Source organism: Streptomyces sp. NPDC048288 (genome assembly GCF_043201555.1).
Classification (GTDB): Bacteria; Actinomycetota; Actinomycetes; order Streptomycetales; family Streptomycetaceae; genus Streptomyces.
In genome coordinates this window covers 101,736-121,543 of record NZ_JBICZD010000011.1, presented here as the reverse complement: position 1 = coordinate 121,543, position 19,808 = coordinate 101,736, and the positions used below count along the sequence as shown (strand labels likewise).

Here is a 19,808-nt window from a genome sequence, read left to right as displayed (position 1 = left end):
CATGGGACTTCGTTCGGGCAGCCGACGTCGCCTAGACCAAGAGGGCAAGGAGCCGTCGCCCCAAGGCGTACTGGGACGGCTCGGCGCGGTGCGCCGCGCCCAACAGATCACCACCTACGGCGTGGGGGCGATGGTGGCCATCGGCGACCAGTCGTTCCTGGTGAGCGGACTGGACACATGGAAGGTCGAACCGGACTTCGACATCCACGAACCCCGACTCGAAAGCGACCTGCACGTACGGGGTTTCCACCTGCCTCCGGCGTCCGATCCACCTGCCGGTGACGGGGTACGCGTGCGACGCTTCCCCACCACGTACTCCTGCCAAGGATGCGGCGCGCTGAAGCCCTACAGCGGGTTCAACTCGCCCAAGGGCCGCGGCCACTGCGGACAATGCGATCGGACGGTCACCCCCTCCCGCTTCATCGTGGCCTGCGCGAAGGGCCACCTGTCCGAGTTCCCCTACTGGGAGTGGACCCACCGACGCCGGGAAGCCGCATCTCACGGATCGACGGACCGGTGCCGGATGAAACTGATCTCCACCGGGCGCACCGCATCCCTACGCTCCATCGTGATCGAATGCAGCTGCGGCAAGAAGGCCTCCCTCGAGGGAGCCTTCAGCGGTAAGGAGATGGCACGGCTGGGCATCACCTGCAAGGGGCACCGTCCCTGGTTCGGTGACGAGGCGACGCAACCAGGCTGTGGGGAAGCCTTGCAAGCCCTGCAGCGAGGTGCATCCGCGGCCTGGTTCCCGGTGGTCCGCTCCGCCCTGACCATTCCGCCGTGGCACAAGGCGTTGATGCAGATGGTCATGCGGCGCGAGCACCGCAGGCACCTTGTCGGAAAGGACGACGCACGTATCGCCGAGTACGCCTTGGACGAGGGATGGTTGGCCGACGGCCGCTACACCCCCGCGGACATCGTCGATGCCGTGCGCACCCTCGAGGCGGCCGAACGCGAACAGGACGCCGACCCGGAGAACCCGGACGCCTTCGAACTGGCGGACCGGCTACGCACCGAGGAGTTCCGTCAGTTGAGCTCCACCACCGAGGACACCCCCGAGAACCAACACTTCGTGTGTGTCCCCGCGAACGTCACGGCCAGCTCACCGACTGTGCCCGGCGTCGAGCAGACGATGCTCGTCAAGCGACTGCGTGAAGTGCGTGCCCTGACCGCGTTCACCCGGGTCATCGCCCCGATGCCGTCCGACCCGCCCGGTCGGCGTGCCCGGCTCCATCGAGGCGCGGTTTCCTGGCTTCCCGCGATCGAGGTGATCGGCGAGGGCGTCTTCGTTCGACTGGACACCGACCGCCTGCGCGCCTGGGAGTCCACGGTGGAATCCGAACCGGCGGGCGCTCGGGTGAAGGCCCTGCGGAAGCGGCACCTCAAGATGCTTCACGAACGCGGCGATGCGCAGCCTCAATCACCGGTGTCACCCCGACTGGTCCTCGTGCACACCCTGGCGCACGCGCTCATCAACGAGTGGAGCCTGGACTGCGGCTACCCCGCCGCCGCCCTGCGGGAGCGCCTGTACGTCTCGGACGAGATGGCGGCCTTCCTCCTGTACACCGCGACCAGCGACTCGGCCGGCAGTCTCGGCGGCATCATCGCCCAAGGACAGCCCGACCGACTCACTTCCGCACTTGACGCGGCACTGCGCCGCATCGCGTGGTGCTCGGCCGACCCGCTGTGCATGGAGGCCGACGCCAGCGGCGCGGACGGACTCAACCTCGCCGCGTGCCATGCATGCATCCTGCTCCCAGAGACCAGTTGCGAGCTGAACAACATCCTGCTCGACCGCGCGCTGCTCGTGGGCTCCCCCGAGCTGGGGATCACCGGCTACTACCCCCGGGCAGACGAGTGATCCGGTCCCGATGTTCCGCGGACGCCGTTCCGGTGCCACTCTCCGACTGTCTTGGCGGAGGCAGCCGATCTCCCGCAGCAGCCTGAACGAAGGAGCCAGGAGCGAGTCTGCTCCTTGGGAGTGGACACCCTGACAATGGATCACGAAGCTCGGGAGGTGAAGTGAGCCCCTGCCGTTGGGACACTTCATCTCCGGCAATCTCGCCGACTTCGGCGCCAAGCGGCTGTGCCGGGTTCCTGGAGTGTCCCACTCCAGATGCTACTGGCATCAGGCCACCGCACTGGCCCGAGCCGGACGTCAGGCGGCCGAGGACCGGGCAGTCGCTGAGATCCGCGCCATCCGCGCCGAACACCACGACCCCTACGGCGCCCCGCGCCTGCATGCCGATCACTACTCGAACGCGTCACCCTGTACGAGGAGTTCTTCGCGCCGTTGATGGCCGCAGCCGCCTATGACCCGACCCCAGCTTCTGCCGTTGGTTCATCGAGCCCGCGCTCTACGCGTTCGGGCGCCGGCGAGTCACGGCGGCACTTCTCAACTATGCGCGGACGGGCACGGATACGGGAACAACTGCAGGCTGGCTTCGGCGTCAGTGCCGCGACGGTTTACGCCGCCCTTCTGAAGGACGGGCCATGGCTCTGATCAGGACCCGTCACTCAGTGGCGGATCGATGAATGAAATCTACACAGTGTGTCACTAGATGCATACGTTAAGTGGAGTTCTATGCGGACTTACGGCCTATTTGCTCCTTCCCGGACGACTCGAATCGCGGGCGGATGAGCCGCCGTTCGGCCGTGGCCAAACGACAGATAGGCCTGTGACCTGCGTTTTCGCAGGTCACAGGCCTATCCCATAGGGTGAGTGACGGGACTCGAACCCGCGACATCCTGGACCACAACCAGGTGCTCTACCAGCTGAGCTACACCCACCACGACCGGCGGTCATTCTGTGGTCTTTCCGACCGGCCGAGAAAAAGTGTACAGGGTCCGAAGGGGTGCTCGCGCACGGCTTTACCGGGGTCCCTCCGGAGACCTTCCGAACGGCTTCCGAACGGCTATTCCGCAGGCAGGACGTGCTTGGCCGCGATCGTCCGCGCGGTGTCCGAGTCCGGGCCGGGCTGGGGTACGAAGATGGCCTCGCGGTAGTAGCGCAGCTCGGCGATCGACTCGCGGATGTCGGCGAGGGCGCGGTGGTTGCCGTTCTTCTCCGGGCTGTTGAAGTACGCCCGCGGGTACCAGCGCCGGGCCAGCTCCTTGACACTGGAGACGTCGACGATCCGGTAGTGGAGGTATCCCTCCAGGGCGGCCATGTCCCGGGCCAGGAAGCCGCGGTCGGTGCCGACGGAGTTTCCGCACAGCGGGGCCTTGCCGGGTTCCTTGACGTGCTCCCGGACATAGGCCAGGACCTGCTCCTCGGCCTCGGCGAGCGTCGTGCCGCCGGCCAGCTCGTCGAGCAGGCCGGACGTGGTGTGCATCTGCCGCACCACCTCCGGCATCGTCTCCAGTGCCTTGGCCGGCGGACGGATGACGATGTCCACGCCCTCGCCGAGCACGTTCAGCTCGGAGTCGGTGACCAGCGCGGCCACCTCGATGAGCGCGTCGTCGGACAGCGAGAGGCCGGTCATCTCGCAGTCGATCCACACCATGCGATCGTTCATGCGACCACCCTAAAGCTGACGTCGGCGTTTGGGTGCCCCCGGTGCGGCGCCGAAGGCGCGCGGGACCGGCCGCCGTGCTCGGTGGGTGGGTGAGGGTGTGACGCCGCCCACCCGAACCGGTCGGGTGGGCGGGACGGTCACCTCAGCTGCCGGTGCGTGGGCCCGGCAGGCTGGCTGACAGGCCTACCGCCGCTGACCTGCGGGTCTGCATCGGCAATACGCCCTCGGGGTACTGGACCGGCAGCGGACCCGTCGGCGGCAGCGGGGGCGGTTCCGGGGCCTCGGAGCGGTCGGACTGCGGCCGGCGGGCCCGGTAGGCCGCCCGGTACGCGGCCGGGGACGAGCCCAGCTGGCGCCGGAAGTGGCCGCGCAGGGCGACGGGGGAGCGGAAGCCGCAGCGGCCCGCCACCTCGTCCACCGAGTAGTCCGACGTCTCCAGGAGCCGCTGCGCCTGGAGCACGCGCTGGGTGATCAGCCACTGGAGCGGGGCGCTGCCGGTCAGGGACCGGAAACGGCGGTCGAACGTCCGGCGGCTCATGTAGGCGCGGGCCGCCAGCGTCTCCACGTCGAACTGCTCGTGGAGGTGCTCCAGTGCCCAGGCGACGACCTCGGCGAGCGGGTCGGCGCCGATCTCCTCTGGTAAAGACCGATCGAGATAGCGCTCCTGACCGCCGGAGCGGCGGGGCGGGACCACCAGGCGCCGGGCGAGCGCGCCGGCCGCCTCGTTGCCGTGGTCCGTCCGCACGATGTGGAGACAGAGGTCGATTCCGGCCGCCGTACCGGCGGACGTCAGGACGTCGCCGTCGTCCACGAAGAGCTCTCGTGGGTCGACGTGCACCGACGGATAGCGCTTGGCCAGCGTCGGCGCGTACATCCAGTGGGTGGTGGCCGGGCGGCCGTCCAGCAGGCCGGCGGCGGCCAGCACGAACGCGCCCGTGCACAGCCCGACTATGCGGGCCCCTTCCTCATGCGCGCGGCGCAGTGCGTCCAGCGCCTCTTCGGGCGGCGGCGCGGTGATCGAGCGCCAGGCCGGTACGACGACCGTGCCGGCGCGTGCGATCGCCTCCAGGCCGTGCGGCGCGGTGAGTTCCAGGCCCCCTGTGGTCCGCAGCGGGCCTTCCTCGCCTCCGCACACCAGCAGTCGGTAGCGGGGTACGCCGGCGTCCTGGCGGTCTATCCCGAACACCGACAGTGGTATGGAACTCTCGAAGATGGGGCCGCCGCTGAACAGCAGCACCGCGACGATCTCCTTGCGGCGTCGCCCGGACAGTTTCCGGGCCGCGGCTTCCGGCGCGGCAGTGGAGTCGTGGCTCATCCTGCTAAGCCCCCCTCGGTGGTCGCGGCTCCTCGGTTGTGTCGCTCCTGCACGTTTCCCCTCGGTCCTGCACGAGTCCCCCGCCGTAAGACGTCAAGATCGAATCTACTGGTTTCCGCGGTGTCGCGTTGACCAGTTCGACACGCCGTCGATTGTCGACATGACAACTTGGCGTGAAGCATTCGATCACGAAGCGTTGCACTCACGGGCCGTGCAGGGAAGTGCGCCTCGTCGCAGTGGCCAAACCGCGTAGGGTGCGAGGGGTCCCCTGGCCCCTTTCCGTGCAGGTGGAACGGGGGTTTGGGGGTGGTGGGGGCGCCTCTTGGACAGGGGCGGGAAGTTGGCTGAAAAGAAGCGTTCGTGTGCACGGAAACCGGTCAGTCGACCGGTGTACTGCCCTTGCTGTGACGTCCGCCTCCCCGGACCGTCGCCCCGCGCTCCGAGCGGCGCAGCAGGAACCGGCAGACGGTGGTGACGGCGGCCAGGCCGAGGGCGGTTCCGGCGGCGCCGGCCAGCGAGGTGCCGTACCAGAGGAGGACCACCGGGACGAGGACGCAGGAGAACGCGGCCCAGCGGACCACGTCGCCCGCGGCGTCCGGGGCGGGGTGTGGTTCGGGGGCGGTGGGGCGCCGTCCGGACATCGTCGTACTCCCTGTCGTACTCCCTCGTGGTGCACTCGTGCCGTGATCAACGCGTGTTCGAGCGGTCGGTCACCGTGCGTGGGCGTCCGTCCTGTCCGAATCCTGTGCAAACCGCCTGTACGGGGCAGCAACCATTGCGTTACGGGCGCGCCTCGTGCATGCTCCGGGGAACCCCCAACCGACTCCGGGGAACGTCCCCTACGGAGAGTGCGCGGGATCTGGGCTGAGGAGGCGTGCCGCCGTACCCTTGGGGGTATGGGGTTGGGAAGATGTTTCCCGGACACAGCTCCGCCGCACACTGTCGTCCCTCCCCTACACAAGGATCCCAACGCCGAGACAGCCATGGCCGGTCACGAATTCTTCGATCCAGCGGACCGCAAGCGGCCGGTCGCCGACCCCACGGCGGCCGATGCGCTGGCGGCGGAAGAGCCACGTCCTTCCTGCGATCCCGCCTTCAAGCACGGAGTGGTCGTCGGCTTCGACGGTTCCACCTCCAGTGAGCGCGCCCTCGCCTATGCGATCGGGATGGCACACCGCTCCCGCACAGGGCTGATCATCGTCCATGTCGCCAACCGACTGCCGACCACCGTGTGGGCCGGCTGCGAGCCACCCGTCTTCGTCGACGTGCCGGACCACCGCACCGAGGTGCTCGGTCTGGAGCTCGCCTGCGCCGACTACCTGTCCGAGGTGCCCTGGATCCTCGTCGAGCGCGGCGGTGACATCTGCCATGAACTCGAAGAGGTGGGGCGGGAGTACGAGGCGGACGCGATCGTCGTGGGGTCGACCCACGGGATCGTCGGCCGGATCTTCGGCTCCGTCGCCGGGCGGCTCGCCAAGCGGGCCAAGCGGCCCGTCGTTGTCATTCCGTAACTCCCCGTTCTCCCAGGTGAGATGTGCCGTGGGAACGGCCCGGCTCCCTTCGTGCAGTGCCTGAATTTTCTGGCGTGCAGAGGTGTTTGTGCCCTTGTGAAGGGCATATATCGGTCACCGCGCACAACTGCACAAAGCATGAAGGGAGCCCGCCGTGGACAATGACGTCTCCGCGGGAAGCGGAACCACTACCGTGGCCGGCCGACTCGCCCTGGGAATCACCCTGTTGGCGTTCGGCCTCGGCACCACCGGCGTGATCGACAACGTCACCACGTCCGACGCCGTGTCAGTCGCCCATTACGTGGGCGGAGTCGCCCTCTTCCTCGTCGGCCTGCTGGCCTTCCGTGACCGTGACGCCGCGAACGGCACGGGCTATGTGGCCCTCGGCGCCCTCTGGTTCACCTGGGCCGTCTCGTCCGGCGGCCATGCCTCGGCCAACGGCGCCGGGCTCTTCCTGCTCCTCTTCGCCCTCGTGGCCCTGTCGTTGACCCTCGCGGGCGGCGACACGCTCGGACAGGCCATGCACGGGCTGCTGTTCCTGTCCATGCTGCTCCTCGCGGTCGCGAGCTTCGCCGACAGTTCGTCACTGACCAAGGTCGGTGGGTGGGTCGCCGCGGCGGCGGGAGCGGTGGCCTGGTACGCCGCGACGGCCGCGCTCGCGCACTGGCCGACGGCGATTCCGAGGCGGGCTGCCGGCCGGGGGGTGACGGCCCACGGCTGAAACGGCAGCCGACGCCGGGGAGTTGGGCGTCCCCGGCGACACAGAGAGCGGACCCCTCCGTGGCCATGTGGCCCACGTGAGGGGTCCGTTCGGTTTCGTCGGCCCGTGCGGGTGCGTGGGGGTTGCTCGCGCAGTTCCCCGCGCCCCTGACGGGGCGCTTACTCCACCGTCACCGACTTCGCCAGGTTTCGCGGCTTGTCGATGTCGCGGCCCAGGGCCTTCGCCGTGTGGTAGGCGAGGAGCTGGAGCGGGATGCCCATGAGGATCGGGTCGAGTTCGTCCTCGTTCTTCGGGACGACGATCGTGCGGTCGGCCTTCTCCTGGTGCTGGTGGGCCACGGCGAGGATCTTGCCGCTGCGGGCCTTGATCTCCTCCAGGGCGGCGCGGTTCTTCTCCAGGAGGTCGTCGTCGGGGACGATCGCCACCGTGGGGAGGGCCGGCTCGATGAGCGCCAGCGGACCGTGCTTGAGCTCGGAGGCGGGGTAGGCCTCCGCGTGGATGTAGGAGACCTCCTTCAGCTTCAGGGAGGCCTCGCGGGCCACCGGGTAGCCCCGGACGCGGCCGATGAAGAGCATCGAGCGGGCCTCGGCGTACTCCTTGGCCATCTGCTCGATCTCCGCCTCCTGGGCGAGGATCTCCGAGATCTGGGCGGGCAGCTTGCGCAGGCCCTCGATGATCCGCTTGCCGTCGCGGACCGAGAGGTCGCGGATGCGGCCGAGGTGGAGGGCGAGGAGCGCGAACGCCACCGTTGTGTTTGTGAAGCACTTGGTGGAGACCACGCAGACCTCGGGACCCGCGTGCACGTACGTGCCGCCGTCCGCCTCCCGCGCGATCGCCGAGCCCACCACGTTCACCACACCCAGCACCCGCGCGCCCTTGCGCTTCAGCTCCTGGACGGCGGCGAGGACGTCGTACGTCTCACCGGACTGGGAGACCGCGATGTAGAGGGTGTCGGGGTCGACGACCGGGTTGCGGTAGCGAAACTCCGAGGCCGGCTCGGCGTCGGCGGGGATCCGGGCCAGCTCCTCGATCAGCTGGGCGCCGATCATGCCCGCGTGGTACGAGGTGCCGCAGCCGAGGATCTTCACGCGGCGCACGGCACGGGCGTCCCGGGCGTCGAGGTTGAGGCCGCCGAGGTGCACGGTGGAGAAGCGGTCGTCGATCCGGCCGCGCAGCACGCGGTCGACCGCGTCGGGCTGCTCGAAGATCTCCTTGTGCATGTACGTGTCGTGGCCGCCCATGTCGTACGACTCGGCCTCCCACTCCACGGTGGTCGGCTCGGCCGTCGTCCGGGTGCCCTCGGTGGTGTACGTGCGGAAGTCGTCGGCCTTGAGGGTGGCCATCTCGCCGTCGTCGAGGGTCACTATCTGGCGGGTGTGGGTGACCAGGGCCGCGATGTCCGAGGCGACGAACATCTCCTTGTCGCCGATGCCGAGGACCACGGGGGAGCCGTTGCGGGCCACCACGATCCGCTCGGGGAAGTCGGCGTGCATGACGGCGATGCCGTAGGTGCCCTCGATCACGCGCAGCGCCTGGCGGACCTTCTCCTCCAGGGTCTCCGCCTGGGAGCGGGCGATCAGGTGGGTGAGGACCTCGGTGTCGGTCTCGGAGAGGAACACCACGCCGTCCGCCTCCAGCTTGCGGCGCAGCTCGGCGGCGTTGTCGATGATGCCGTTGTGGACGACGGCGACCTTCTGGTCGGCCGACATGTGCGGGTGGGCGTTCAGGTCGGAGGGGGCGCCGTGGGTGGCCCAGCGGGTGTGGGCGATACCGGTGGTGCCCTTGAAGCGCGCCGGGACCTTGGCCTCCAGGTCCCGGACCCGGCCCTTGGCCTTCACCATCTTCAGACCGGCGGACTTCGGCGTGGTCACGACGATGCCCGCCGAGTCGTAGCCGCGGTATTCCAGCCGCTGGAGACCCTCCAGGAGGAGGGGGGTGACATCGCGCTTACCGATGTATCCGACAATTCCGCACATATATAGGTGTTCCGTATTCCTCAGCCGTAGACGATGCGGCGCAGCTGCCGGAGGGTGAGCTCCGGCGGGGCGACCGCCCTGTACTTCAGATCCGCCGCGATCCGGTCGAAGATCTCCGCGTTCACCAGGCCTTCCGCCTGGAGCTCGCGGTGGCGGCGCCGGACGTAGTCCCCGGCCGGCTCGTCGAAGTAGGCGAGCACGTCCTGGATCACCCGCAGCGCCTCGCCCCGGCTCAGGGGCGTGGACCGCGCCAGATGATCAACGAGTTCGTCGTGCACCCGGTAGATCCTGGAGTACCGGCGCCGGATTCGCAAGAATCCTGCCCGATTCCGGGCAACGGCCTGTTGAATCTCTTATGGGGCTCTGTTCGTAACCTGTCCATCCTGTGTCTTGCGCCACGTTGCTTGTGGAGACGACTTTCAGACGCCATGGACATTCCTCGTATGGGCGTACCCGATGAGCTCGCCGACCGCAGCATGGCCGAGCAGCACGAGTACCTCCGCGCCAAGTTCTCCCGGCGCTCGATGATCAGAGGCGGCGCCGTCACCGTCGGCGCCATCACCGGCGGTCAGTTCGTTCTGGGCGGCACCGCCCAGGCCGCCGTCCCCACGCAGTCCTCCGCCCCCGCCACCGAGCAGGTCGACGGCTCCCTCGTCGCCCCCTTCGGCCGCCACCTCGCCTTCGGCAACGACGCCAGCACGGAGATGACGATCTCCTGGCAGGTGCCGGTCGCCGTCAAGAAGCCCTTCGTGCGCATCGGCGCCCACCCCTGGGACCTCTCGCGCAAGATCGACGCCGAGATCCGCACCCTGTACACCCCGGCCGGCGTCGGCGCCAGCGCCGACCGCACCCAGTACTACCTGCACGCCAAGCTGGCCAACCTGCGCCCCGGCAGGACGTACTACTACGGCGTCGGCCACCAGGGCTTCGACCCCGCCGAGGCCCACCTGCTCGGCACCCTGGGCACCTTCACCACCGCGCCCGACTGCAAGACGCCGTTCACCTTCACGGCCTTCGGCGACCAGGGCGTCAGCTACCACGCGCTGGCCAACGACAGCCTGATCCTCGGCCAGAACCCCAGCTTCCACCTGCACGCCGGCGACATCGCCTACGGCGACCCGGCCGGCCAGGGCAAGGCCAGCGACACCGGCTTCGACTCGCGCATCTGGGACCAGTTCCTCGCCCAGACCGAGTCCGTCGCCAAGTCCGTGCCGTGGATGGTGTCGTACGGCAACCACGACATGGAGGCCTGGTACTCGCCGAACGGCTACGGCGGCGAGGAGGCCCGCTTCACCCTGCCCGACAACGGACCGGACAAGGCGAACCTGCCCGGCGTCTACTCCTTCGTCTACGGCAACACCGCGGTCATCTCGCTCGACCCGAACGACGTCTCCTTCGAGATCCCGGCCAACCTCGGCATCTCGGGCGGCACGCAGACCACGTGGTTCGAGGGCCAGCTGAAGAAGTTCCGCGCCTCGAAGGACATCGACTTCATCATCGTGTTCTTCCACCACTGCGCCTACTGCACCTCCACCGCGCACGCCTCGGAGGGGGGCGTGCGCCAGGAGTGGGTGCCGCTGTTCGAGAAGTACACGGTGGACCTGGTCATCAACGGCCACAACCACCAGTACGAGCGCACCGACGTCATCAAGGGCGACAAGGTCGTCAAGAAGCTCCCGATCGGCGAGACCGCGTACTCCGACACCGAGGGTGTCGTCTACGTCACCGCGGGCGCGGCCGGCCGCAGCCTCTACGCCTTCACCGCCCCCGACTCCTACGAGGGCCACCTGAACGAGGTCGACTCCGTCGCCTCCTTCATCAACACCAAGGACGGCAAGGTCAACGAGACCGTCGCCTGGTCCCGGGTGCGCTACCTCAACTACTCGTTCCTGCGCGTCGACGTCGAGCCCGCCTCGCGCGGCCGCTACGCCAAGCTGAACGTGTCGGGCATCGCCGAGACCGGCGACCGCATCGACCACTTCACGGTGGCCCGCAAGGCCAAGTAGTCGCCGAACAGCCAAATAGCCGAATAGCCGAACGGCCGAACAACGGCAGGCGGTCCTCACATCCGTTTGAGGACCGCCTGTTTGGCTCTCGTGAACTCCTCGTCCGTGAGCACGCCCGCGCGGTACAGCTCGCCGAGTTCGCGCAGCCGGCGCAGCAGCGCGTCGTGATCGGCCTCGGGCGCCGCGGCCACCTCGTCCGCCTCCGCCTCCGGCTTCTGCGCCTCCGCCCCCGCGGCCGTCGACGGATGCGGCAGCCGCGCCTGCACCGCCGCCGCGACCAGTGCCATCAGCGGATCGCGCTTGAACCCCCACAGCTCCACCGCGTTCGGGTCGTACTTGGCCCGCGTCCGGGCCGGCGCGCCGCGCACCCGGAACCGCAGATGGCCGTTCTCCAGCCCGGCCGACGGCTGCCACTCCACGCCCAGGATGTCCGCCAGGGCCAGCGTCCGCGGACCGGCGGCGGCCTTCGCGTCCTCCGTCTTCCAGTTCCACTCCAGCCGCACCCGCTCCCCGTCGAACGACGCCGTGCCGTCCCCGGCGGACACCGACAGCGGCAGCTGCGGCCCCGGCAGCAGGTACCCGCTCACGGGCGTGCCCGGCACCCGCTCCAGGAGCAGCGCGTCCCGCACCTCGTCCGTGAAGTACTCGGCGACCCCGTACCGGTCCGGCTCGACCGTCAGCCGGTAGGGGTCGTGGGGTTCGGCGAGGCGGCCCCCGGTGGCGTGCAGCAGCGGGTCGGCGCCGTCCCGCAGCCGCAGCCTCAGCCGCCCGGACTTCCGCCCCTGCTCGAACGAGATCCCCGCCAACGCCCCCAGCGGGACGACCAGTTCACCCAGCGTCCGGCGTAGCACACTCACGTTCTTGTCCCGCCCCGGAGTCAGCCGCAGGGCATCCGAGTCGAAGGCCCAGATGCCGTCCTTCTGGATGATTTCCGCCATGGAGGGATTGTTCCACCGGATCTGCGGGAGAGTGGTCTCGACCAATCCTGGTCGGTCAGGACCACCACCGATGGGAGCGCATGTGAGACGGCACCACAGCACGACTCCCCGTATGGCCCGCATCCTCGGGTCCCTGCTGCTCGTCGCGGCGGCCGGCGCCTTCACGGCCGGCGCGACCCCGGCGGCCTCGAAGCCCGCGCCGCACTCCGCACCGACCCCGCTCGGCCAGGTGATTCCGGCACCCGCGTCCGTCACGGCGGGCGGATCGCCGTACCGCGTCACCCGGGACACCGCCATCCGCGTCGACGGCTCGCGCGCGACCCGCCGGGTCGCCGAGTACCTCGCGGGCATCCTCCGCCCGTCGACCGGCTACCGGCTGCCCGTCACCACCCAGGGCCGCGAGGGCATCCGACTCCGGCTGGCCGAGGGCCCGTTCGGCGCCGAGGGCTACCGGCTCGACAGCGGCCGCGACGGTGTCACCCTCACCGCCGCCGAGCCCGCCGGCCTCTTCCACGGTGTGCAGACCCTGCGCCAGCTGCTCCCGGCGGCCGTCGAGAAGGACACCGTGCAGCCCGGCCCCTGGCCGGTCGCGGGCGGCACCGTCACCGACCGGCCGCGCTACGCCTACCGCGGCGCGATGCTCGACGTCTCCCGGCACTTCTTCACCGTGGCCCAGGTGAAGCGCTACATCGACCAGCTGGCCCTCTACAAGATCAACGAACTGCATCTGCACCTCAGCGACGACCAGGGCTGGCGGATCGCGATCGACTCCTGGCCCCGGCTCGCGGCCTACGGCGGCTCCACCCAGGTCGGCGGCGGCGCGGGCGGCTTCTACACCAAGGCCGACTACCGGGAGATCGTCCGCTACGCGGCCTCCCGCTATCTGGAGGTCGTCCCGGAGATCGACCTGCCCGGCCACACCAACGCGGCCCTCGCCTCCTACGCCGGCCTCAACTGCGACGGCACGGCACCCCCGCTCTACACGGGCACCGAGGTCGGCTTCAGCTCGCTGTGCGTCGGCAAGCCGGTCACCTACGACTTCGTCGACGACGTCGTCCGGGAACTGGCGGCCCTCACCCCCGGCCGCTATCTCCACATCGGCGGCGACGAGGCGCACTCCACCCCGCACGCGGACTACGTGGCCTTCATGGACCGGGTGCAGCCGATCGTCGCGAAGTACGGCAAGACGGTGATCGGCTGGCACCAGCTGACCGGCGCGCACCCGGCCGCCGGGGCCCTCGCCCAGTACTGGGGCCTGGACGACACCGCCGCCGACGAGAAGGCCCAGGTGGCCGAGGCCGCCCGGCACGGCACCGGGCTGATCCTCTCGCCCGCCGACCGGGTCTACCTCGACATGAAGTACACCGAGGACACCCGGCTCGGCCAGGACTGGGCGGGCCTGGTGGAGGTGCGGCGGTCCTACGACTGGGACCCGGGCACCTATCTCGCCGGGGCGCCCGGTGCGGCGGTCAGGGGCGTGGAGGCGCCGCTGTGGACCGAGACCATCGTGACGGACGCCGACCTCGACTACATGGCGTTCCCGAGGCTGCAGGGCGTCGCCGAACTCGGCTGGTCGCCGGCCGCCACCCACTCCTGGAACGCCTACAAGGCGCGGCTCGCCGCCCAGGCCCCGCGCTGGGACGCGCTCGGCATCGCCTACTACCGCTCCCCGCAGGTGCCCTGGCCTGCGAAGTAGGCGGAGCGGGCGGAAAGGACGACGGGCTCCCCCCGAGGACCGTACTCGGGGGGAGCCCGTCTGCCTGGATCAGAACCCCGCGACGGGATTTTTCAGGGTTCCGACCAGCTGGAGGGCGCCCGACGGGTCCGCCAGGTCCACCATCTGCCGGTTGTCGCGCAGCTGGAGCCGGTTGAGGCAGGACAGCGCGAACTCGGGCGCGAACATGTCGTACCGGGCGAACTTCTCGGCGAGTTCGGGCGCCGACTCCTGGTACTCGCGGGTGACCTCGGCGACCGTCCGCCAGAAGCCGTCCTCGTCCAGGACCCCGTCGGCCGCCAGGTTCGCGGCGAGGAAGCGGAAGAAGCAGTCGAAGACGTCCGTGAAGATCGACAGCAGCTTCATGTCCTCCGGGACCTCGACGCGCAGCCGCTCGACCGTCGGCGGCAGCACCGCGTCCGGGTCCATGACGGCGATCTCCTCGGCGATGTCCTTGTAGACCGCCCGCCGGACCACGCCGTCCTCCAGCACCAGGATGACGTTCTCGCCGTGCGGCATGAACACCAGGTCGTAGGCGTAGAAGCTGTGCAGCAGTGGGGTGAAGTACGCCCGCAGGTAGGCCCGCAGCCACTCCGCCGGGGTCAGTCCGCTCCGCTCGACCAGTGTGGCGGCGAAGGAGGCGCCCTTGTGGTCGACGTGGAGGAGGGAGGCCATCGTCGCGAGGGACTCGCCCTCCTTCAGGGAGGCGACCGGGCTCTCCCGCCACAGCGCGGCCAGCATCTTCCGGTACGGCGAGTAGCGGTCGGTCGCCTTCTCGTACTCCAGGTGCCGGTAGCCGACGGCCGCCCGCTCCCGGATGATCGACAGGCCGGTGGACCTGAACACCGGGTCGTTGTCGATGAGCTGGGCCAGCCAGTCGTTGATCGCCGGGGTGGCCTCCATGTAGGCGGCCGAAAGCCCGCGCATGAAGCCCATGTTGAGGACCGACAGGGCGGTCTTCACATAGTGCTTCTCGGGGTGGGAGTTGTTGAAGAAGGTCCGGATGGACTGCTGGGCCAGGTACTCGTCGTCGCCCTCGCCCAGGCACACGAGGTGGCCGCGGGCCACCTCGGCGGCGAAGGTGACGGTGAGCTTGTTCCACCACTGCCAGGGGTGGACCGGGATGAGCAGGTAGTCGGCGGGGTCCAGGCCCCGGTCGCGCAGGACGCCGTCGAACCGCTCGACGGTCGCCTCGCCCAGCTCCTGCCGCACGAACGACTCGTACGTGATCCCCACCCCCGCCGTGAACGCGGCCCGCGACCGGTGGGCGGCCAGCCACACCAGCCGGACCGGGCTCGCGGTCTCCGGGGCGTACGACAGGTACTCGTGGACGCCGAAGCCGAGCCGGCCGTTGTTGGCGACGAAGCAGGGGTGGCCCTCGGTCATCCCGGTCTCGATCGCCTGGAAGCCGGAGCGTGCCAGCTCGGCGACCGGGACCTGCGGCTTGGTGAGCTTGTAGCAGGTGCCGGAGAGGGTGGAGGAGATCTCCTCCAGGTAGACCGGCAGGATCTCGTCGCTCAGCCCCAGCGACGTCTTCAGCTCGATGAAGAAGTCCAGTGCGGCGAGCGGGAGTTCGGCGCCGTCGCGGGTACGGCTGATGGAGTCGGCGTCTACCTGCCAGTGGTCCAGGGCGCGCCGGACGGCGGTGAAGCGGTAGCGGGTCAGCCCGTCGTCGCTGCGGACGACGTACGACGGCCCGTCCGCCTCCGGGGTGATCAGGCGTTCGTGGGCGAACTCGGCGAGCGCCTTGCGTATGAGCAGCCGGTTGGCCTTCTCCCAGCGCTCGGGGGACAGGTGGGCGACCGCGTCGGCGAGCGTCATACGGCGGCCACCGCCTGCTCGAACCGCTCCCGTGTACAGAAACTCAGCAACGCCCTTTTCTCCGGCTTCTGTATCTCCCGTACGGGCACGAACCCGACGGCCTGGTTCAACGTGTGCACGGCCGTGTTGCGCACGTCCGGCTCGACGACGATCCGGCGGGTCGCCGGGTCCTCGAAGAGACGGGCGACCACGGCCGTGATGACGGCCCTGGTGAAACCGTGCACGGGCGTGCCGGTGGCGGGGGTGAGGAAGTGCATCCCGACATCCCCCGGCTCGGGCTCGTACAGCCCCACCAGCTCGCGACGGGCCGGGTCGTAGTACTCCATCAGGAAGGCGGGCGCCCCGTCCTCCCCGGTCCCCAGCAGCGCGTGATGATGCTCGTCGGCCGCGATCTCCATGTACGCCCGCTCGACGTCCTCCAGTTTCGCGTCCTGCATCATCCAGTAGGCCGCCTTGGGGTGGGTGACCCAGGAGTGCAGGAGTTCGGCGTCCTTGAGCGGGTCGAGGGGCCGGAAGGCGAAGGTCAGGGTGGCGGTGGTGCTCATACGGCGAACTCCTGGAAGGCGATCGTCTTCTCCACCGGGTAGTACTCCGAGCCGAGCAGCTCGCGGATGATGTACGCGTTCCGGTAGGGGCCCATGCCCAGGTCGGGGCTGGTGATGCTGTGCGTGTGGACGCCGGCGTTCTGGAGGAACACGCCCCGGCCGGTGACGTCGACGGCGTAGTTGCGGGCCACGTCGAAGTTGCCGTGCGTGTCGTAGCGCAGCCGGTCGCGGACCGGCTTGAGGAACTCCGGCTCGGCGTACTTGTAGCCGGTGGCCAGGACCAGGCCCTGGGTCTCGATCTCGTACTCCTTGCCCTGCTCCTCCTGGCGGAGTGTGAGCGTGTAGCTGCCGTTGTCGTAACCGGCGGCTTCGAGCGAGGAGTTGGTGAGGAGTCTGGTCGGGACCGGGCCGCCGAGGTTCTTCCGGTAGAGCAGGTCGAAGATCTCGTTGATCAGGTCGCCGTCGATGCCCTTGAAGAGGCCCTTCTGCTCGGCGGTGAGCCGGTAGCGGGTGTCCTCGGGGAGGGCGTGGTAGTAGTCGATGTACTCGGGGCTGGTCATCTCCAGCGTGAGCTTGGTGTATTCGAGCGGGAAGAAGCGGGGGGAGCGGGTCACCCAGTTCAGCCGGTAGCCGTGGACGTCGATCTCGCTGAGCAGGTCGTAGTAGATCTCGGCGGCGGACTGGCCGCTGCCGACCAGCGTGATCGACTCCTTCGACTGCAGCTCCTCCTTGTGCCGGAGGTAGCGCGAGTTGTGGATGAAGTCGCCGCCCAGGCCCTGGCAGGCCTCGGGGATGTGCGGCGGGGTGCCGGTGCCGAGGACCAGGTGGCGGGCGCGGTACGTCTCCCCGGCGGCCGTCGTGACGACGTACCGGCCGTCCTCGTACCGGACCTCCGTCACCGTCGTGCCGAAGCGGACGTTGGTCAGCCGGTTCGCGGCCCAGCGGCAGTAGTCGTCGTACTCGACCCGCAGCGGGTAGAAGTTCTCGCGGATGTAGAACGAGTACAGACGGCCCTTCTCCTTCAGGTAGTTCAGGAAGGAGTAGGGGGAGGTGGGGTCGGCGAGGGTGACCAGGTCCGACATGAACGGGGTCTGCAGGTGGGCGCCGTCCAGGAACATGCCGGCGTGCCACTCGAAGTCGGGCTTCGAGTCCAGGAAGACGCCGTCCAGTTCGGCGATCGGCTCGGTGAGGCAGGCGAGACCGAGGTTGAACGGGCCGAGCCCGATCCCCACGAAGTCGTAGGTCTTGCTCGGGGTTTCAGGACGCGCGGTCAAGGGACTCTCCCAGGTACTGCTCGGCGTGGCCGGCGATCAGATCGAGGACGGCGGCGATGTCCGCCGTCGTGGTCTCGGGGTTGAGCAGGGTGAACTTCAGGTAGTGGCGGCCGCCGACCTTGGTGCCCGCGACGACGGCGTCGCCGGAGGCGAACAGGGCCTTGCGGGCGTACAGGTTGGCGCGGTCGATCTCGGCCGGGTCGGTGACGGCGGCGGGGATGTAGCGGAAGACCAGGGTGGACAGGGACGGCTCCACGACCACGTCGTAGCGCGGGTCGGCCGCCAGCAGCTTCCAGCCCTCGGCGGCCAGGTCGCAGACCTCGTCGAAGAGTTCGCCGATGCCGTCGGCGCCCATCGTGCGCAGGGTCATCCACAGCTTGAGGGCGTCGAAGCGGCGGGTGGTCTGCAGGGACTTGTCGACCTGGTTGGGGATGCGCTCCTGCACCATCCGGCGCGGGTTGAGGTACTCCGCGTGGTAGGTGGCGTGCCGCAGCGTGGCCGCGTCCCGGACCAGCACGGCGGACGAACTCACCGGCTGGAAGAAGGACTTGTGGTAGTCGACGGTGACCGAGTCGGCGCGCTCGATGCCGGCGATCCGGTCCCGGTGCCTGAGGGAGGCGAGCAGTCCGCAGCCGTAGGCCGCGTCGACGTGCATCCACACGCCGTACTGCGCGCACAGCTCGGCGATCTCGGGGAGCGGGTCGATGGAGCCGAAGTCGGTGGTGCCGGCGGTGGCGACGACCGCCATGGGCACCAGACCCTCCCGCGCGCAGCGCTCCAGCTCGCGGGCGAGGGCGACGGTCTGCATCCGCTTGTCGGTGCCGACGGGCACGGAGACCACCGCGTCCGGGCCGAGGCCGAGCAGTTTCGCCGACTTCTTCACGCTGAAGTGGCTGACCTCGGAGGCGAAGATCCGCAGGTCGGCGAGGGATTCGGCCTTGGCCTCCTCGCGTGCCAGGAGCAGCGCCTGGAGGTTGGACTGGGTGCCGCCGGAGGTGAACACCCCGTCGGCGGCCTCGCCGAGGCCGATCCGGGCGGTCGTCCAGTCGATCAGTTTCCGCTCGATGAGGGTGCCGCCGGCCGACTGGTCCCAGGTGTCCAGGGAGGAGTTGACGGCGGAGAGCACCGCCTCGCCGAGCACCGCCGGGATGACCACCGGGCAGTTGAGGTGGGCGAGGTAGCGGGGGTGGTGGAAGTAGACGGCGTCCCGGAGGTACACGTCCTCCAGCTCGTCCAGGACCGCGCTGGTGTCGTGCAGCGGCCGGTCCAGGTCGATGGCGTCGATGGCGGGGGCGAGGGCGTCGACGGTGACACCCGTGAACGGCCGGTCGGTGGTGGCGAGTTTGGCCGCCACCCGCTCTACTCCTTCGGTCACGGAGCGGCGGTACTGCTCCGCTGTGAGGTCATTGAGCAGGTGCGAGCGCATGAGGGGGGCCTCCGGGGCGATCCGTGCGGGGGAGGGGAGCGATCGGCTCCACTTAGGTTAGCCTAACCTAAGTAACGCGAGTGAAACGCTGCCCCTCCCGTGACAGCCGTCACGTCGACGGGTCGGAGGGTCGGCGGCTCGACAGGCCGGCGGGCGTAACTACTCGCCGGCCGCCCGGAGCTGTTCCTCCGTCAGCCCCTGCCGCCAGTACCCGACGAAGGTGACCCGGCGCCGGTCGATCCCCCGCTCCCCGACGAAGTGCCGGCGCAGCTCCTTCACCCGCCCCGACTCACCCGCGATCCACGCGTACGGCTGCTCGCAGGAGGGGAGTTGTGCGGCGCGGAGCTCCGTCAGGGCGTCCCGGCCGCCGACCAGCCAGGTGATCTCCGCGTCCGCCTCGGTGACCACGTCCTGCACGTCCCCGGCGTGCGGCACCTCCAGCCAGGCCCGGACGCGCGTGCCCGCGGGCAGGGATTCGAGGACGGCGGTCGCGGCCGGTACGGCGGTCTCGTCGCCCCAGACCAGCACCAGATCGGTGTCCTCGGGCGGCCGGAAGCGGATCGCCCGGTTGTCGGCGACGGCCGGGCCGAGGAGCACGACCCGGTCCCCGGCGCCCGCCCGCGAAGCCCACCGGGAGGCGGGTCCGGCCGGGGTGGCGGCCCCAGGCTCGACCCCGTGCAGCACGAAGTCGATGTCGATCTCGTCGGGGTCGCGGCGCAGCGCCCGGAGCGTGTACGACCGCATCACGGCCCGTACGTCGTCCGGGAGTTCCCGCCACCCCTGCCACCACCCTCCCCCACTCTCGGCTTCGCTCGAGCGGGGGGACCCCCATCCCAGCTCGATCGGCACGGCGGGCTCGGTCCGCCCCTCGGCGGGGATGAACAGGGAGAGGGACTGGTCGCGTCCGTGGGAGTGGAAGTGCGCCAGATCGGCACCGGCGAAGGTGACCCGGACCAGAGACGGACCGAGCCGCCTCGTCCGTACGACCTGGAGGGAGAAGAAACGGAACGGGGCGGCTACGGCCGTCGTCATATGAGCTCCTG

16 protein-coding genes and 1 tRNA gene are annotated in these 19,808 nt (G+C 69.5%); 5 read left to right on the top strand and 12 right to left on the bottom strand.

The window, feature by feature from the left end; genetic code table 11:
- The first annotated feature begins 1 nt into the window (after position 1).
- Positions 2-1,861: a DrmB family protein gene (gene drmB, locus ACGFZS_RS34815; protein ID WP_393798444.1), complete on the top strand. Its 1,860-nt coding sequence runs from the start codon at positions 2-4 to the stop codon at positions 1,859-1,861.
- Positions 1,862-2,717: 856 nt separating this feature from the next.
- Here drmB and ACGFZS_RS34810 read toward each other — a convergent pair.
- From ACGFZS_RS34810 to ACGFZS_RS34795, 4 genes are all read right to left on the bottom strand, one after another.
- Positions 2,718-2,790: transfer RNA gene (locus ACGFZS_RS34810), tRNA-His, on the bottom strand.
- Between the two features lie 125 nt (positions 2,791-2,915).
- On the bottom strand, positions 2,916-3,518 hold the full coding sequence (gene orn / locus ACGFZS_RS34805; protein ID WP_351497616.1) for an oligoribonuclease: 603 nt from the start codon (positions 3,516-3,518) through the stop codon (positions 2,916-2,918).
- Positions 3,519-3,660: 142 nt separating this feature from the next.
- Positions 3,661-4,833 (bottom strand): helix-turn-helix domain-containing protein, encoded by a 1,173-nt coding sequence (locus ACGFZS_RS34800; protein WP_355710612.1) that lies wholly within the window; start codon positions 4,831-4,833, stop codon positions 3,661-3,663.
- A gap of 377 nt (positions 4,834-5,210) precedes the next feature.
- Positions 5,211-5,474 carry a hypothetical protein gene (locus ACGFZS_RS34795; protein WP_359215520.1) on the bottom strand — a complete coding sequence of 88 codons (264 nt, stop codon included), beginning with the start codon at positions 5,472-5,474 and terminating at the stop codon, positions 5,211-5,213.
- A gap of 342 nt (positions 5,475-5,816) precedes the next feature.
- On the opposite strand from ACGFZS_RS34795, the gene ACGFZS_RS34790 reads away from it, so the two are divergent.
- Positions 5,817-6,344, top strand: coding sequence for a universal stress protein (locus ACGFZS_RS34790; RefSeq protein WP_359215517.1), 528 nt, complete (start codon positions 5,817-5,819; stop codon positions 6,342-6,344).
- A 154-nt stretch (positions 6,345-6,498) separates the two neighbouring features.
- A complete protein-coding gene (locus ACGFZS_RS34785) occupies positions 6,499-7,065 on the top strand; it encodes a GPR1/FUN34/YaaH family transporter (RefSeq protein WP_359215514.1) in 567 nt (188 codons plus the stop codon).
- Positions 7,066-7,223: 158 nt separating this feature from the next.
- Here the strand turns inward: ACGFZS_RS34785 and glmS are convergent, their stop codons facing one another.
- Entirely contained in the window at positions 7,224-9,041 is a 1,818-nt protein-coding gene (gene glmS, locus ACGFZS_RS34780; RefSeq protein WP_393798443.1) for a glutamine--fructose-6-phosphate transaminase (isomerizing), read from the bottom strand.
- A 20-nt stretch (positions 9,042-9,061) separates the two neighbouring features.
- On the bottom strand, positions 9,062-9,319 hold the full coding sequence (locus tag ACGFZS_RS34775) for a hypothetical protein (RefSeq protein ID WP_355710602.1): 258 nt from the start codon (positions 9,317-9,319) through the stop codon (positions 9,062-9,064).
- Positions 9,320-9,484: 165 nt separating this feature from the next.
- On the opposite strand from ACGFZS_RS34775, the gene ACGFZS_RS34770 reads away from it, so the two are divergent.
- On the top strand, positions 9,485-11,047 hold the full coding sequence (locus ACGFZS_RS34770) for a purple acid phosphatase family protein (protein ID WP_393798442.1): 1,563 nt from the start codon (positions 9,485-9,487) through the stop codon (positions 11,045-11,047).
- A 56-nt stretch (positions 11,048-11,103) separates the two neighbouring features.
- On the opposite strand, the gene ACGFZS_RS34765 is transcribed toward ACGFZS_RS34770, so the two are convergent.
- Positions 11,104-11,985: a DUF4429 domain-containing protein gene (locus ACGFZS_RS34765; protein ID WP_393798441.1), complete on the bottom strand. Its 882-nt coding sequence runs from the start codon at positions 11,983-11,985 to the stop codon at positions 11,104-11,106.
- Between the two features lie 112 nt (positions 11,986-12,097).
- Between ACGFZS_RS34765 and ACGFZS_RS34760 the strand changes: the two genes are divergently transcribed.
- Positions 12,098-13,681, top strand: coding sequence for a beta-N-acetylhexosaminidase (locus tag ACGFZS_RS34760; protein ID WP_393798440.1), 1,584 nt, complete (start codon positions 12,098-12,100; stop codon positions 13,679-13,681).
- Positions 13,682-13,750: 69 nt separating this feature from the next.
- On the opposite strand, the gene ACGFZS_RS34755 is transcribed toward ACGFZS_RS34760, so the two are convergent.
- From ACGFZS_RS34755 to ACGFZS_RS34735, 5 genes are all read right to left on the bottom strand, one after another.
- On the bottom strand, positions 13,751-15,520 hold the full coding sequence (locus ACGFZS_RS34755) for an IucA/IucC family protein (protein WP_393798439.1): 1,770 nt from the start codon (positions 15,518-15,520) through the stop codon (positions 13,751-13,753).
- Entirely contained in the window at positions 15,517-16,065 is a 549-nt protein-coding gene (locus ACGFZS_RS34750) for a GNAT family N-acetyltransferase (RefSeq protein ID WP_393798438.1), read from the bottom strand. The genes ACGFZS_RS34755 and ACGFZS_RS34750 overlap by 4 nt, the downstream gene beginning before the upstream one ends.
- The gene (locus ACGFZS_RS34745) at positions 16,062-17,339 is read right to left on the bottom strand and encodes a lysine N(6)-hydroxylase/L-ornithine N(5)-oxygenase family protein (RefSeq protein WP_393798437.1); all 1,278 of its coding nucleotides are present in this window, start codon (positions 17,337-17,339) and stop codon (positions 16,062-16,064) included. Before ACGFZS_RS34745 ends, ACGFZS_RS34750 begins: the two co-directional genes overlap by 4 nt.
- Positions 17,323-18,765: a lysine decarboxylase DesA gene (desA, locus tag ACGFZS_RS34740; protein ID WP_393798436.1), complete on the bottom strand. Its 1,443-nt coding sequence runs from the start codon at positions 18,763-18,765 to the stop codon at positions 17,323-17,325. Before desA ends, ACGFZS_RS34745 begins: the two co-directional genes overlap by 17 nt.
- A gap of 159 nt (positions 18,766-18,924) precedes the next feature.
- Positions 18,925-19,797 (bottom strand): siderophore-interacting protein, encoded by an 873-nt coding sequence (locus tag ACGFZS_RS34735; RefSeq protein WP_393798435.1) that lies wholly within the window; start codon positions 19,795-19,797, stop codon positions 18,925-18,927.
- Positions 19,798-19,808 lie beyond the last annotated feature (11 nt).

What these genes read in the sequence shown, in the direction of transcription:
- drmB (WP_393798444.1), top strand. Translation starts at nt 2, where the DNA reads ATGGGACTTCGTTCGGGCAGCCGACGTCGCCTAGACCAAGAGGGCAAG.
- orn (WP_351497616.1), bottom strand. Translation starts at nt 3,518, where the DNA reads ATGAACGATCGCATGGTGTGGATCGACTGCGAGATGACCGGCCTCTCG.
- ACGFZS_RS34800 (WP_355710612.1), bottom strand. Translation starts at nt 4,833, where the DNA reads ATGAGCCACGACTCCACTGCCGCGCCGGAAGCCGCGGCCCGGAAACTG.
- ACGFZS_RS34795 (WP_359215520.1), bottom strand. Translation starts at nt 5,474, where the DNA reads ATGTCCGGACGGCGCCCCACCGCCCCCGAACCACACCCCGCCCCGGAC.
- ACGFZS_RS34790 (WP_359215517.1), top strand. Translation starts at nt 5,817, where the DNA reads ATGGCCGGTCACGAATTCTTCGATCCAGCGGACCGCAAGCGGCCGGTC.
- glmS (WP_393798443.1), bottom strand. Translation starts at nt 9,041, where the DNA reads ATGTGCGGAATTGTCGGATACATCGGTAAGCGCGATGTCACCCCCCTC.
- ACGFZS_RS34770 (WP_393798442.1), top strand. Translation starts at nt 9,485, where the DNA reads ATGGGCGTACCCGATGAGCTCGCCGACCGCAGCATGGCCGAGCAGCAC.
- ACGFZS_RS34765 (WP_393798441.1), bottom strand. Translation starts at nt 11,985, where the DNA reads ATGGCGGAAATCATCCAGAAGGACGGCATCTGGGCCTTCGACTCGGAT.
- ACGFZS_RS34760 (WP_393798440.1), top strand. Translation starts at nt 12,098, where the DNA reads ATGGCCCGCATCCTCGGGTCCCTGCTGCTCGTCGCGGCGGCCGGCGCC.
- ACGFZS_RS34755 (WP_393798439.1), bottom strand. Translation starts at nt 15,520, where the DNA reads ATGACGCTCGCCGACGCGGTCGCCCACCTGTCCCCCGAGCGCTGGGAG.
- ACGFZS_RS34750 (WP_393798438.1), bottom strand. Translation starts at nt 16,065, where the DNA reads ATGAGCACCACCGCCACCCTGACCTTCGCCTTCCGGCCCCTCGACCCG.
- desA (WP_393798436.1), bottom strand. Translation starts at nt 18,765, where the DNA reads ATGCGCTCGCACCTGCTCAATGACCTCACAGCGGAGCAGTACCGCCGC.
- ACGFZS_RS34735 (WP_393798435.1), bottom strand. Translation starts at nt 19,797, where the DNA reads ATGACGACGGCCGTAGCCGCCCCGTTCCGTTTCTTCTCCCTCCAGGTC.